12 protein-coding genes and 1 pseudogene are annotated in these 13,804 nt (G+C 71.3%); 8 read left to right on the plus strand and 5 right to left on the minus strand.

Annotated elements, in window-relative coordinates; translation table 11 throughout:
• Positions 1 to 63 precede the first annotated feature (63 nt).
• Both B1H50_RS07640 and B1H50_RS07645 read left to right on the plus strand, forming a co-directional pair.
• Positions 64 to 1,053, plus strand: a pseudogene (locus tag B1H50_RS07640) (glucosaminidase domain-containing protein); the annotation flags it as partial.
• 178 nt (positions 1,054 to 1,231) lie between these two features.
• Positions 1,232 to 1,843, plus strand: coding sequence for a tetratricopeptide repeat protein (locus tag B1H50_RS07645; protein WP_080463195.1), 612 nt, complete (start codon positions 1,232 to 1,234; stop codon positions 1,841 to 1,843).
• Here B1H50_RS07645 and B1H50_RS07650 read toward each other — a convergent pair.
• The gene (locus B1H50_RS07650) at positions 1,834 to 2,805 is read right to left on the minus strand and encodes a diaminopimelate dehydrogenase (RefSeq protein ID WP_080463196.1); all 972 of its coding nucleotides are present in this window, start codon (positions 2,803 to 2,805) and stop codon (positions 1,834 to 1,836) included. The genes B1H50_RS07645 and B1H50_RS07650 overlap by 10 nt on opposite strands.
• Positions 2,806 to 3,501: 696 nt before the next feature.
• Between B1H50_RS07650 and B1H50_RS07655 the strand changes: the two genes are divergently transcribed.
• Entirely contained in the window at positions 3,502 to 4,206 is a 705-nt protein-coding gene (locus B1H50_RS07655) for a sunset domain-containing protein (RefSeq protein WP_229657987.1), read from the plus strand.
• Between the two features lie 281 nt (positions 4,207 to 4,487).
• On the opposite strand, the gene ychF is transcribed toward B1H50_RS07655, so the two are convergent.
• Together ychF and B1H50_RS07665 are read right to left on the minus strand one after the other, a co-directional pair.
• A complete protein-coding gene (gene ychF, locus B1H50_RS07660) occupies positions 4,488 to 5,588 on the minus strand; it encodes a redox-regulated ATPase YchF (RefSeq protein WP_080463198.1) in 1,101 nt (366 codons plus the stop codon).
• 133 nt (positions 5,589 to 5,721) lie between these two features.
• Positions 5,722 to 7,593, minus strand: a complete 1,872-nt coding sequence (locus tag B1H50_RS07665; protein ID WP_080463199.1) for an alpha/beta hydrolase — start codon at positions 7,591 to 7,593, stop codon at positions 5,722 to 5,724.
• Positions 7,594 to 7,646: 53 nt separating this feature from the next.
• Here B1H50_RS07665 and B1H50_RS07670 point away from each other — a divergent pair, with 53 nt between their 5' ends.
• A complete protein-coding gene (locus B1H50_RS07670) occupies positions 7,647 to 7,868 on the plus strand; it encodes a hypothetical protein (protein ID WP_080463200.1) in 222 nt (73 codons plus the stop codon).
• 48 nt (positions 7,869 to 7,916) lie between these two features.
• Here the strand turns inward: B1H50_RS07670 and B1H50_RS07675 are convergent, their stop codons facing one another.
• Positions 7,917 to 8,972: a 4-hydroxy-3-methylbut-2-enyl diphosphate reductase gene (locus tag B1H50_RS07675; RefSeq protein ID WP_229657988.1), complete on the minus strand. Its 1,056-nt coding sequence runs from the start codon at positions 8,970 to 8,972 to the stop codon at positions 7,917 to 7,919.
• 52 nt (positions 8,973 to 9,024) lie between these two features.
• Between B1H50_RS07675 and xseA the strand changes: the two genes are divergently transcribed.
• The 3 genes from xseA to B1H50_RS07690 all read left to right on the plus strand — a co-directional run bounded on the left by xseA (position 9,025) and on the right by B1H50_RS07690 (position 11,739).
• A complete protein-coding gene (gene xseA / locus B1H50_RS07680; protein WP_080463201.1) occupies positions 9,025 to 10,335 on the plus strand; it encodes an exodeoxyribonuclease VII large subunit in 1,311 nt (436 codons plus the stop codon).
• A gap of 124 nt (positions 10,336 to 10,459) precedes the next feature.
• Positions 10,460 to 10,711: an exodeoxyribonuclease VII small subunit gene (locus B1H50_RS07685; protein ID WP_080463202.1), complete on the plus strand. Its 252-nt coding sequence runs from the start codon at positions 10,460 to 10,462 to the stop codon at positions 10,709 to 10,711.
• Between the two features lie 44 nt (positions 10,712 to 10,755).
• Positions 10,756 to 11,739, plus strand: a complete 984-nt coding sequence (locus tag B1H50_RS07690; RefSeq protein WP_080463203.1) for a PfkB family carbohydrate kinase — start codon at positions 10,756 to 10,758, stop codon at positions 11,737 to 11,739.
• A 147-nt stretch (positions 11,740 to 11,886) separates the two neighbouring features.
• Here the strand turns inward: B1H50_RS07690 and B1H50_RS07695 are convergent, their stop codons facing one another.
• Complete coding sequence (locus B1H50_RS07695) at positions 11,887 to 12,675, minus strand: isoprenyl transferase (protein WP_080463204.1); 789 nt, start codon at positions 12,673 to 12,675, stop codon at positions 11,887 to 11,889.
• Positions 12,676 to 12,854: 179 nt separating this feature from the next.
• Between B1H50_RS07695 and trhA the strand changes: the two genes are divergently transcribed.
• Positions 12,855 to 13,592 carry a PAQR family membrane homeostasis protein TrhA gene (trhA, locus tag B1H50_RS07700; protein ID WP_080463205.1) on the plus strand — a complete coding sequence of 246 codons (738 nt, stop codon included), beginning with the start codon at positions 12,855 to 12,857 and terminating at the stop codon, positions 13,590 to 13,592.
• Positions 13,593 to 13,804 lie beyond the last annotated feature (212 nt).

The following is a 13,804-nucleotide window of genomic DNA, read 5'->3' on the forward strand; positions in this document are numbered from 1 at the left end:
GGTATCGCCATTCCCGCCAGCACGGCCGTCGCCGCGCCACCCGCCGCCGTTGCCCACGCGCGGGCCACCGGATGGGTTGCGAGGGGCGGCCAGTGGTACCACTTCGGTCTCAATGGGGCGAGGACGCTCGGCTGGCTGTTCGACGGCGGGCGCTGGTACTACCTCACCGGCTCGGGCGCCATGGCCACCGGCTGGGTGAAGGACGGCGGGCACTGGTACTACCTCACCGGTTCCGGTGCCATGGCCACCGGCTGGCTGAAGGAGGGGACCACCTGGTACTACCTCACCGGTTCCGGTGCCATGGCCACCGGCTGGCTGTTCGACGGCGGGCACTGGTACCACCTCGCCCCCACCTCGGGCGCGATGACCACCGGCTGGCTGAAGGAGGGGACCACCTGGTACTACCTCTACGGCTCGGGGGCGATGGCCACGGGCACCGTGCCCGTCGACGGGCGCTCCTCTCGCTTCGCCGCCAATGGCGCATGGCTGGGCTATGCCGACTTGACCCCGGTGCTCACCGCGCCGTCATCGAGCCGGGAGGCACTCATCTCCTCGATGGCGAGCGCCTACCGCTCCTCCGGCAGTCCCTACCCGTCGTCGGCGCTCAGCGCTGGGGGCGCGCCCACGATCGAGGCGTTTGCGGGGATCATCTACGACGAGGCGACGTCGGAGGGGGTGAGCCCCGAACTGCTGTTCTGCCAGGTGATGAAGGAGACCGCCTGGCTGCGCTTCGGCGGCGATGTGAGCATCGGCCAGTTCAACTTCGGGGGTCTGGGGGCCACGGGCGGCGGTGTCCGCGGCGCCTCCTTCGCGGACGTGAGGACCGGCCTACGCGCCCAGGTACAGCATCTGCGCGCCTACGCCGATTCCTCCGTTTCAGCGTCCTCGCTCGCTCACCCGGTGGTGGACCCGCGATTCTCCTATGTGCGCAAGGGCACCGCACCGTACGTGCAATACCTGGGGATCAAGGAGAACCCAGCCCGCGTCGGCTGGGCGACCGACCCCGGCTACGGCACGAGCCTGGCGGAGATGATGCGCGCCTACTTCGGCTGATCGCCCCGGCGCCACCCGTCGGCCTGCGTCATCCAGCGGGACCGACGGGGCGCGACGCGGGAGCGGAGCACGATGGGCCCCGGTGGCACTGATCGACATGGCGTGCTCCTGGGGCGGTGACGAACAACGGTACCGTTCACTGCGGTGGCCCATCACCTGAGAGAGGAGCAGTATCCCCATGAGCACGCATATGCACGGGGGTGCGCAGAATCCAGCGCCCGGCGAGGGGTACGACGACGGCGCCGCTCTTGTCGACGCGCTGCGCGATGCGACGGCGGCCGGTCGCCCGCAGGAGGCGATCGCGCTCGCGGGCGCCGTCGCCGAGCTGTCCCGCGAGCTGGGGCCGGAGGATCACCGGGTGCTGGGCGCGCGCTTCCATCTGGCCCGGGCCCACCGCGCGGCTGGGGATCCGGCCTCGGCGGTGACGCTGCTGGAGCAGGTAGTCGCCGGGACCGAGAGGCTGCTCGGAGCGGAAGCTCCCCAGTCGCTCACCGCCCGCAGCGCCCTGGCCGGCGCCTGCGCGGACGCGGGTCGGGCGCGCGAGGCGGTGGTTCTCCATGAGCGGATCGTCGACGACGCCGCAGGGATACTGGGCCGAAGGCATCCCGATGCGCTGTCGGCGCGGAACAATCTCGCCCGGGCTTGCGAGGCGGCCGGTGACATTCCTCGGGCGCGCTCCCTGGACGAGGCGCTGGTGAGCGACGCCGAGGCCGTGCTCGACGCCGCCCACCCGTACCTCACCTTGTTCCGCCGCAACCGTGATCGGCTGAGGTCCAGTGCTCAGAGGTAGTAGGCGCGGAGCTCGGCGGGGTCCTTCGGGGACAAGTCGGCGAGGGTGACGTCGAAGACGGTGCGCGCGCCGGTCTGGCCGCGTGCGGCCATGCGGGCGGCGGCGCGGCCCATGGCGGACACGACGGAGCCGGTGAATTCGGGGTTGGAGTCGAGAGCAAGTTCGAAGGTGATGCGCTCGGCCACGCCATCGGAGGTCCGGCCGCGGCGGATGACGGTGCCGCCGTGCGGAATGCCGGCGTGCTTGGCGGCCATCTCCTGCTCGGAGATGAAGGTGACGGTGGTGTCGTAGTCGGCGAAATAGTTGGGCATCTCGACGATCTCCTTCTCGATGCGAGCGAGATCAGCGCCCTCGGCGGCCACCACGTAGCAGTCGCGGCGGTGCATGGAGCGGGTGGTGAGCTCGACGTCCTCACCGGCCTTGACGGCGTCGACGGTCTCGGCGACCGGCAGCGTGTACTGGCGGGCGTCGAGCACGCCCTCGATGCGGCGCACGGCGTCGGAGTGGCCCTGGGAGACGCCGGGGCCCCAGAAGGTGGTGGTGGTGCCGTCGGGGAGGACCGAGTCCCCCAGGACGCGCAGCATGGAGAACAGGCCCGGGTCCCAGCCCGTGGAGATGATGGCGAGGTGTCCGGAGGCCTTCGCTGCGGCGTCGACGGAAGCGAAGTAGCTGGGGATCTCGGCGTGGGTGTCGAAGGAGTCGACGGTGGTGAAGTGAGCGGCCGCGGCGGGGCCCTGCTCGGCGAGGTCGGTGGCCGAGCCCCCGCAGTTGAGGCAGACGTCCACCTTGTCCGCCCAGGCGGGCATGTCGTCGATGCGGGCGACGGGGGCGCCCTGGGTGGTGACCGAGGCGGGATCGCGGCGGGTGAAGACGACGACGAGCTCCATGTCCTCGCTCTTCGAGATGGCCTGCTCCGCGCCCCGCCCGAGGTTGCCGTATCCGTTGATCGCGACCCTGATCATGAGTCCCCCTAGGAGTTCGTCGTGCCGTCCCTTGGCGTTCGGGCCACGGCTCGGGCAGGGGCCCGGCCGGGGACCGCAGAAGAGTAGGCATCAGTCATATGTCCAGCGCATGACGATCGCTCTGCGGACGCCGGCGGTCCGATGGCGCGGCCCCAGCCCGGCGTTACCGTCTCAGCCCGCAGATACCGTCTCATCCTTGCAGTTTGAGGGCGCAAGGACGGGACGAGACGGTACCTGCGGTTCGGTCGGCTCCATGCGCACGGGCCCCGCCGGATGGCGGTGACCGTGTAGGGGGACGCACGATCCCGGGCGAGGTCGGCACCGGCAAGAGTCCTCCCTGGCCATGCGGATCGCCCCATGGGGGGTGCCGTACACTCCCCATGAGAGCTCTCATCCTTGCATTCCCCTCCCTGATTTCCCAAGGCACGGTCAAGATTCCGGCTCTTACCCGCATGCTCCGCCATCAGAGGCGGCGCACGGGCCACCATATGGAGGAATCCCATGAATCACCTTCGTCGATCGGCTATCGGGGCGATCTCCGCGCTCTCACTGCTGGGATTGGCCATTCCAGCAGCAGCCGCGGATGAGGCCCCCTCCCCCAGTCCCTCTCCCGCAGTCGTTGCGACGGCGTCGCCCACCGCGATCCGGATGACGGCGCCTCAGCCCGCGCCCGCACCGCTAGCCTGGGCGGGTTGGGTGCGAAGCGGTGGCAAGTGGTACTTCTACGAGGCGGGCGCGCCCAAGAGGGGGTGGATCGCCCCGGACGGCTTCTGGTACTACCTGATGCCCGACGGCGCGATGGCGACCGGCTGGGCGCACGATGGCAAGGCCTGGTACTACTTCGATTCCACGGGCGCGATGCAGTACGGCAGGTGGCTGGAGTCGGGCGGCGCCTGGTACTACCTGCTCCCGTCCGGGAGGATGGCAGCCCATCAGTGGGTCGCACAGGGCGGTACCTGGTACTACCTGAAGGCGGATGGAACGATGGCGACCGGCTGGGCCCAGGACGGAGGCTCCTGGTACCACTTCACGCCGACCGGCGCGATGGAGAGAGGGACGTGGATCAGCTCGGGGAGCAACTGGTACTACCTGACGGCGTCGGGCGCGATGGCGACGAGCATGTGGGTGGGCGACTACTACCTGAAGGCGGATGGAACGATGGCGACCGGCTGGGCCCAGGACGGCGCCACATGGTACCGCTTCAGCGGGAATGGACGACTGGCGAGCCGCTACAACCCGGGGACGTACACGTGCCCGAGTTGGGCGCCGATCAAGGGCAATCGCGAGTCGACGATCTATCACCGCCCCGGTCAGCGCTTCTACGACCAAACGAAGGCCGAGGAGTGCTTCGTCAGCGGCGCTGACGCGGAGAACGCCGGGTACCGCGCCGCGAAGATCTGATCCCCCGCATCGAAGGAGGCCGCCGGGCACGGCGCATGAGCGGCCCATCCCCGCACCGGGGAGGGAGGAGGGAATGGGGGCGCGGGACAGCAGTTCCGCGCCCCCATTCCCTGACCGATCGGCCGGTGGCGGCTGCCGTCACCTCGGTCCTCACTTGATCGTTGCGCCGGCAGCCGCGGGACCGCCTCGCGAAGCGGTCCCGCTCAGCCGACGCGCCCCGTCAGCGCATCGGGCCCTCTCATCGGGGTTCCCGGCCAGTGGTTCCAGCGCGGAGGCGTCCCCTACACGTTGAACCGGAACTCCACGACGTCGCCGTCGGCCATGATGTAGTCCTTGCCCTCCATGCGGACTCTTCCAGCGGCGCGGGCCTCGGCCACGGAGCCGTACTCCATGAGATCGTCGAAGGAGACGATCTCCGCCTTGATGAAGCCGCGCTCGAAATCCGTGTGGATGACGCCTGCCGCCTGGGGTGCCGTCGCCCCCTTGCGGATCGTCCAGGCGCGGGCCTCCTTCGGCCCCGCCGTCAAATAGGTTTGCAGGCCCAGGGTGTCGAAACCGACCCGCGCCAGCTTGTCCAGGCCGGACTCCTCCTGCCCGTTCTCGTGCAGCATCTCCGCGGCCTCCTCGGGGTCCAACTCCACGAGCTCGGCCTCGAACTGCGCGTCCAAGAAAATCGCCTCCGCGGGCGCCGCCATCGCCCGGAGCTCGGCCTGGCGGGCCTCGTCGGCCAGCCCGGCATCATCCATGTTGAACACGTAGATGACCGGCTTGGTGGTCATGAGCTGGAAGGAACGAAGCGTCCCCTCATCCACGCCCATCTTCTCCGCGGCGCCCGAGGCCACGGCGGCGGACAGCATCGTCCCCTCCCCCAGGATCGCCAGCGCTGCCTTCGCCGTCTCCAGCACCACCGGGTCCGTCTTCCTGCCGCGCACCTCCTTCTCCAGGCGCGGGACAGCCTTCTCAAGGGTCTGGATATCGGCCAGCACGAGCTCGGTAACGATCGTCTCGATATCCGAGGCCGGGTCCACCTCGCCATCCACGTGCACGACGTCCGGGTCCTCGAAGGCCCGCGTCACCATGCAGATCGCGTCCGCCTCCCGGATATTCGCCAGGAACTGGTTGCCCAGCCCCTCCCCCTCGCTCGCGCCGCGCACGATCCCGGCGATATCCACGAAGGAGACCGTCGCCGGGACCTCCCGCTCGCTGTGGAACAGCTCCGCCAGGCGCCCCAGTCGCTCATCGGGCAGGGGGACGACGCCGACGTTCGGCTCGATCGTCGCGAAGGGGTAGTTGGCGGCCAGGACGGTCGCGCGGGTCAGGGCGTTGAACAGGGTGGACTTGCCGACGTTGGGCAGTCCGACGATTCCGATAGTGAGTGCCACGCGCCGAGTCTAAACGCGCCCGCTGATGCGCTCGCGCCACGAGCGCCCAACGCCCGCGGCCCGCCGTCCCCATCCCGCACCGGCGAGGGCGCCATCGCAGGTCCTGCCGGGGCCCGGAGGGGAGCGCCTGCCCTCAGGGCAGCGCGAGCACGAGGTCCTGGATGGCGATCGACCACGTCGGGAAGAAATTGACGATCCGGTTGCCCACCAGGGCGATCGCGAGCGTCCCCGCCACGCAGGCCAGTGCGAGCACGATCAGGCGCGCGCCCACCGGGCGGGCGCCCCGCAGGAGGGCCCGGAGCGTCCTGGAGCGACCCGGATCGGGCGAGGCCACCGGCGTGGGGTCCTCAGCACTGCCCTCCGGTGCTCCTAGCGGGTCCCATGATTCCTGCGCGCCGTGGGGCTCCCGCGTCTCCGCCGCCCCCGTCCTCGACGGCTCATCCGCCGACGCCGCCCCCGCCGAGCGCGCGCGGCCCGGCAGTAGACCGCTCAGGCCCCGCAGGCGGCGCCGCAGCCCCGGGATGCCTCCCCCGCGCCATGGGACGATCGCCGCCAGGCTCAGCGCCAGCGCCACGATCCACGCGAGGATGATCGTCCCGATCCCCTGGATGCCGGTGAACATCTCCTGGAGCGTTCCCCGGGCACCCGTATCGGACCCGTCCCCGGCTCCCGTCGCAGTATCCCCGCCGGACGGGCTGTGGATCTGCTGGGCGGACGAGGGCGGCTCGGCGCTCGGGACCGACAGCGGCGCATCGGGAGCCACCGGGGTTTTCAACTGGGAGCCCCACCATGTCAGCGCCGTCGGGAAGGTCTGGCGCCACAGGGTGGCCGAATGCCCGCCGGACTGCGGGGTCACCATCTCCAAGGTATCCGTGGACGGCACCGCCGCCGGCAGATTGGCTCGCAGCTCGGCGGTGCCCGAGTCGTCCTGCGCGGCCATCTGCCATATGCGCAGGCTCTGGTGGGCGCGGGTGCGCAGGAGGGTGCTCAGGGCATTGGAGCGCTTGAGCTCGTCACTGGAGGACATCGCTCCGGTGAAGGGGACGTCGTAGCCGGACATGCCGATCTCGTAGCCGTAGACATCCGAGCGCATGATCGCCGTCCAGGTCGAGCAGAAGCCCCCGGAGGAGATGCCCCCGATCGCCCAGCCTGAGCGGTTCGGGCTCACGTTGGGGAAGGAGGCGCGCACAATGGCGGGAACATCGTCCTGGACCCACGTACCCACCTGGGCGCGGCCGACGACATCCGCGCAGTCCGGCATCGCGGTCTGACGGCGGTCGGCGTTGAGGCTCGGTAGGACGAGGATCGCCGGCTGCATCCGACCCGAGTCGATCGCCGCCTGCATCGCCGAGGCCGCCTTGACGGCGGTGACGACGCCGTCGGGACTGCCGGGATCGCCGTGGAGCATGACGAACACGGGGTAGGTCGCGCCATCGGTCGGAGAGTAGTCGCGAGGCGTCCACACCCAGACCTCCTGGGTGACGCCGCTGCGCCGGCCCGTCACGGTCGCCTTCGAGAAGCCCGTGTAGTCCGAGCCGCCCTTGATCGGCGTGAACTCGGCCGCATCGGCGGGCGAGGTCGCGGGAGGGCCGGCGGGCACAGAGGTGGGCTCCTCGGGGACGGAGATCACGGCGGGACCACGATCAGCGAAAGCGCGCTCACCCCTGATCTGGGCGACAACGTCCCCGATGGTTCGCACGAAGCCCAGGCGCGCATTCGCTCGCGCGCCGATCGCGCTCACCACGAGGATCTGGGCCAGGACGACGGCGAGCACCGTTCCCAGGAGCAGGGCCCGGGGGAAGCGGCGCCGCCCCGGACGGATCCGCGCCCATAGGAGGACGGCGGTGGCGAGCACGGCGATGAGCGCGACGACACCGATCCCCCGTACGGCCCAGGGCGAGAAGACACTGATCTCGGAGATACCAGCAGGGAGCAGGCGCACGGCGGCGAGGCCGCTCAGGGACGGGATAGACGGCGCGGAGGCCGCGAGGAGGGGGACGGGCATGGGAACATGATGCAACACGGCAGCGCTATCCCGAAAAGATCCTGAATGCCCCCATGGGTGTCGGACACCCGGTGCCGGACACCCATGGTGTATCGGTCCATGACCGACGACTCTCCCCCTCCTGCCACCTCCTGGCAGCCCTCATCACCGGCCTCATCGCGGGCCTGATCACCTGGGCCGTGCTCGACGGCGCCCGGGCGCAGGCCCGCTCCACCGCCGTGCTCGACGGTGGCGACGACGCCGCCTCCCGGCCCCGCGCCGAGGCCGCCGGATAGCGAGCCCGCACCCCGCCTCACCAGCGCGCTGGGGCGCGTCGCCGGGCGTCAGCAGGTGTGATCGGCGACGGGCTCGCGTCGGCGGTGCTCGGGCGCGGAGTCGCCGGCAGCGGCCTTGAGGTCGGCGCGCAGGTTCTTGGGAAGGGAGAAGGTGATCTTCTCCGTGGCGGTGCGCACCTGCTCGACGTCCGTGAAACCCAGGCCCCCCAAGTGCTCGATGACCTCGCGCACGAGGATCTCGGGCACCGAGGCGCCGCTGGTCAGGCCCACGGTGCGGGCGCTGTCGAACCAGGCATCGTCGATCTCGCGCGCGTAGTCCACGCGGTAGGCGGCCGGGGCCCCAGCCTCCAGCGCCACCTCCTTGAGGCGCACCGAGTTCGAGGAGTTGCCCGAGCCCACGACGAGCATGACGTCGGCATGCGGCGCGATCGCCTTGACCGCGGCCTGCCGGTTCTGAGTGGCGTAGCAGATGTTGTCCGTGGGCGGGTCGATCAGCTCCGGGAAGCGCTCGCGCAGCAGGCGCACCGTCTCCAGGGTCTCGTCCACCGACAGCGTGGTCTGGCTGATCCAGGCGACCTTCGAGGGGTCGCGCACCACCACGCGGTCCACCTCCTCAGGGCCGTTGACCACCTGGATGCGCTCGGGCGCCTCGCCCTGCGTGCCCTCGACCTCCTCGTGGCCCGTGTGGCCGACGAGGATGATGTCGTAGTCGTCACCGGCGAAGCGCACCGCCTGCTTGTGGACCTTGGTCACCAAGGGGCAGGTCGCGTCGATCGTCTGCAGGTGGCGGGCGGCGGCCTGCTCGTGCACCTCCGGTGCCACACCGTGCGCGGAGAAGACCACGCGCGCGCCCTCGGGCACCTCATCGGTCTCGGAGACGAAGATCGCGCCGCGCCTGGTCAGGGCCTCCACGACGTACTTGTTGTGGACGATCTCCTTGCGCACGTAGATCGGCGTCCCGTAGTGGGCCAAGGCCTGCTCGACGGCGTCGACCGCCCGGTCCACGCCGGCGCAGTAGCCGCGCGGGGCGGCCACGAGGATCCTCTTGGCCCCGCCCGCGGGCGGGATCACGGGGGCGGTGGTGGGCGCGGAGGTATCTGTCACGGTCTCACTGTGCCACAGCGCCGCTCCGGCCCCCAGACGGGACCGTGGCACAGTGGTGCATGTGACACAGCCTCCCACCCCGGGCCGGGCCCGGCCGCTTGCCCGCCTCGCCCGCGAGACCACCGCGGAGAACCCGTGGCCCCTGCGCCTGCTGGCCACGAAGATCGAGGAGTACGTCTCCAAGATGACGCAGGTGTGGGTGGAGGGCCAGGTGGTCCAGTTCAGCCGCCGCCCCGGCGCCGGCATGCAGTTCCTCACCCTGCGGGACACCGACGCCGATGTCTCCATCTCCGTGTCCCTCTACACGCGCACCCTGGCCGCCATCGACCGCGCCCTGCCCGAGCCCCTGGACTCCGGCGCCCGCGTGGTGGTCCAGGGCCGCCCCACGTACTGGACCAAGCGCGGCACGCTCCAGCTCCTGGCCGAGGACGTCCGGCTCGTCGGCGTCGGGGACCTCTTGGCGCGCATCGAGCAGCTGCGCCGGATCCTCGCCGCCGAGGGCCTGTTCGACGCCGAGCGCAAACGCCCCCTGCCATTCCTGCCCCGGAGGGTCGGGCTCGTCTGCGGGCGCGGATCCAAAGCCGAGGACGACGTCGTCGTCAACGCGCGCCTGCGCTGGCCGGGCCTGCCCTTCGAGATCCGCGAGGTCGCCGTGCAGGGCGCGAGCGCCGTGCGGGAGGTGACCGCCGCGATCCGGGAGCTCGACGCCATGGAGGGGATCGATGTCATCGTCGTGGCGCGCGGCGGCGGCGCCGTCGAGGACCTGCTGCCCTTCTCCGATGAGGGGCTCGTGCGCGCGGCCGCCGCGGCACGCACCCCACTGGTCTCGGCGATCGGCCACGAGACCGACTGCCCCTTGCTCGACCTCGTGGCCGATTACCGCGCCTCCACCCCCACCGATGCCGCCCGGCGGATCGTGCCCGACCTCGCCCAGGAGACCGTCGGTCTGGACAGCGCCCGCGCCCGCCTGCGGGAAATCCTCGCCCAGCGGCTCGACGCCGAGCAGCGGGGGCTCGATCAGGTGCGCGCCCGCCCGATCATGACCGACCCCTCCGTCATCATCCGCGACCGCGTCGCCGAGCTCGACGCCGCCCGTGAGCGCATCCGCCGCGGCCTCGACCACGCGCTGACGCTGGCCGCCTCGGATCTGCGAGCCGAGCGGGCGCGCCTGACGGCGCTGTCCCCGCAGGGAGTGCTCGATCGCGGCTACACGATCCTGCGCCGCCCGGGGGGCGCCGTCATCACGAGCGCGGAGGATGTCAAGAAGGGCGATCTCATCGAGGGGATCCTCTCCTCCGGGCGACTCGTCGCCCAGGTCGTGGGCGCCACGAAGCCCGCCTCGCAGATACCCGCGGCCGACTGAGGCCGGGCGGGGCACCCGGTCATCCCCCGAGGATCGCATCGGGCGAGCCCTCGGGCCGCCCGATCCTCCGCCGCTTCTCCGCGATGCCGCGCCACCGGGCCGGGTGGCGTGCGAGAATAGCACTATGAGCCTGAGCCCCGACTCCCCCACCACCGCCTCCGGCGACAACGATGACGTCGCCGTGCTCTCCTATGAGCAGGCCCGCGAGGAGCTGATCGGCGTCGTCCAGCGCCTGGAGGCCGGCCAAGTCCCGCTGGAGGACGCGCTGTCCCTGTGGGAGCGGGGCGAGGCGCTCGCCGCCCGCTGCCAGGCCTGGCTCGACGACGCTCGTGCGCGGCTGGCCGCCGTCGCGTCCCCGGATCAGGGCCAGGACTGATCCACGACCCACCAACCGCCGTCACTGGAGCGAAGGAGCCCATCATGACCACCGCTACTGCCGAGAACGCCACTGCCACCCCCGCTGCTCCTGGACCCGCCGGGACCGCGCTCGTCATCGGGGAGGCACTGGTCGACGTCGTCATCCACCCCGGCGCAGAGCCGGTGGACATCCCGGGCGGCTCGCCGGCCAACGTGGCGCTCGGCCTGGCTCGCCTTGGCCGCGACGCCGAGCTCGACTGCTGGATCGCCGACGATGAGCGCGGCCGTGCGATCCGCTCGCACCTGGTCTCCGACGGCGTGCGCATCACCCCGGGCTCGGATGGCGCCGAGCGGACCTCCACCGCCCAGGCGACCATCGGCGAGGACCGGGCGGCCACCTATGTCTTCGACCTCGACTGGAACCCGCCCTACCCGGCTCCCGCCGAGCCGCCGATCCTCATCCACACCGGCTCGATCGCGGCGATCCTGGAGCCGGGCGCGCGGACTGTGGAGCAGGCGCTGCGCGACTTCCGCGCTTCGGCAACCGTCTGCTACGACCCCAACGCCCGCCCCCAGCTCATGGGAGAGCCCGGCGAGGCGCGCGCGATCGTGGAGCGCCTCGTGGCCCTGTCCGATCTGGTCAAGTGCTCCGACGAGGATGTGACCTGGTTCTACGGCATCGATGAGGGCGACGACGCCGCCCTCGAGGGCGTTCTCGAGGGCTGGCTCCGGATGGGGCCGGCGATCGTCGTCGTCACCCGCGGCAAGCGCGGGGCGCTGGCCCTGACCTCCTCGGGGCTGCGCTTGGAGGTGCCCGCGGACCCGAGCGTCGTCGTGGCGGATACGGTGGGCGCGGGCGACTCCTTCATGGGAGGCCTGGAGGACGGCCTGTGGTCCGAGGGGCTCGTGGGCGCCCAGCAGCGCGAGGCCCTGCGCGCGATCGACGCCGACGCGCTGGAGCGGGTGGTGCGCCACGCCTCGCGCATCGCGGACATCACCGTCTCCCGAGCCGGCGCCAACCCTCCCACCCGCGCCGAGCTCGCCTGAGCCCGCGAGATCGCGCCGGCCGCCGTGACGAGGACGACCTGGACGTTGAGCGCGTCGGCGACCAGCGCGCCATAGCGGGCGATCGGCATCGCGATCCGGTCCCGCAGGAGGGCGCCGGCGGGCGGGCCCGCCCGCCGGCCAGCGGGATCAGCGCCCCATGCGGCGCTCGCGACCGGCGTAGTCGCGCAGAGCGCGAAGGAAATCCACGCGGCGGAAGGCCGGCCAGTTCACCTCGCAGAAGTAGAACTCGGAGTGGACCGACTGCCACAGGAGGAAACCCGAGAGCCGCTGCTCGCCGGAGGTGCGGATGAGCAGGTCGGGGTCGGGCTGGCCCTTGGTGTAGAGGTGGTCGGTGATGTCCTCCTCGCTCAGGGAGGCGGCCACCTCCTCCAGGCTCGCCCCAGCGGCGGCGCGCTCGCGCAGGATCTCGCGGACGGCGTCGGCGATCTCCTGGCGCCCCCCGTAGCCGACGGCGATATTGACCTCCATCCGCTGATCCGTCTCCCCCGTCCGGCCGGGCTCAGCGTCGGGAGCGGTGATGGCGACGGCGGCGCGCAATCGCGCGGCGACCTCGGCGGGCAGGAGGTCGACGGCGCCCACGAGACGCACCCGCCACCGGCCGCTTCCCGCCAGGTCCTCCACGGCCTGGGCGATGATGTCGAGCAGGGGGGCGAGCTCGGCGGGATCGCGGGAGAGGTTGTCCGTGCTCAGCAGCCACAGCGTGACCACGGCAACGCTCGCGTCGTCCGCCCAGCCGAGGAACTCCTCGATCTTGTCCGCCCCGCGCTTGTGCCCCTGGGAGGCGCCGATCCCCAGGGCCTTGGCCCAGCGGCGGTTGCCGTCGAGGATGACACCGACATGGCGGGGCGCGCGGGAGGAGTCGAGGCGCGCGGACAGACGGCGCTCATAGAGCTGGTAGAGGAAGCCGTCCGCCATGTCTCTCCTTCGCATGTGCGCGCGGGCCCGACCGGCTGGGGAACCGGGCTGCGCCGTAGAACCAACGTTATCGTGCGCGCCGCCCGCAGGTAGTGGTCCTTCCTCCCCACTCGAACCTACGATACCGTAGGTTCGGGCGCCGTCCCTGAGAGCGCCATCGGCGCCCGCCAGGAGGTTCCATGCGCGCAGACGCGGATCCGCGCCGCGATGCGGCTGAGGCCGCCCCGCCCCAGGAGCGGGACACTGGCCGCCGACCCGCGCGGGCGCCGGCCCGGATCAAGCCCGTCAAGCCCGGGCTGCGGGGTTGGATCCACACGATCGCGGTGCCATTGGCCCTGGCCGCCTGCATCGTCCTCACCACCCTGGCCGACGGCACCGCCCTGACGTGGACCAGCGCCGTGTACCTGGTGTGCTCGCTGCTGCTGTTCGCCAACTCGAGCCTCTACCACCTGGGCAGTGGCCGCTTCCCACGAGCCGTCTCCGACGCCCTGCAGCGCATCGACCACGCCAATATCTACCTGCTCATCGCAGGGACCTACACGCCCCTATCGGTGGCGCTGCTCGACGCGGCGACAGCGCGCCTGGTGCTCGGCATCGTCTGGGGAGGCGCGGCGGCCGGGATCGTCATGTCCCTCATATGGCCGGGCGCCCCACGCCGGCTGAGGACGGTCCTGTACATCGTCCTGGGCTGGGTGGCGCTCTGGTTCCTGCCCTCGTTCTGGCGCTCGGGAGGGCCCGCGATCGTGTGGCTGCTCATGGTCGGAGGGCTGATCTACACGGTCGGCGCGATCGTGTACGCGCGCAAGCGCCCCGACCCCCTCCCCCGCTGGTTCGGCTTCCACGAGGTGTTCCACGCCTGCACGGTGGCGGCATGGGCATGTCACGCCGTTGCCTGCTATATCGCGGTTCTCGGCTGATCCCAGTCAGGCCGGGAGCACGAGATGCCCCGGCCACCGCAGGTGCTGCGCACCCACTGGTGCCATCCGCACGCACCGCTCGGTGCGGGAAGCACCGGCCGACGAGCCGCAAGGCCGGCTGGACGCGCGATTCCCAGGGCGATCGCAGGTCCGGAGAGGTAGACTCACCCCTCACACACGGCCCCGGGCGCCCACCGCGCATCGGGGCATTG

Origin of the sequence: Actinomyces gaoshouyii (genome assembly GCF_002072175.1) — a bacterium.
Lineage (GTDB): Bacteria > Actinomycetota > Actinomycetes > Actinomycetales > Actinomycetaceae > Actinomyces > Actinomyces gaoshouyii.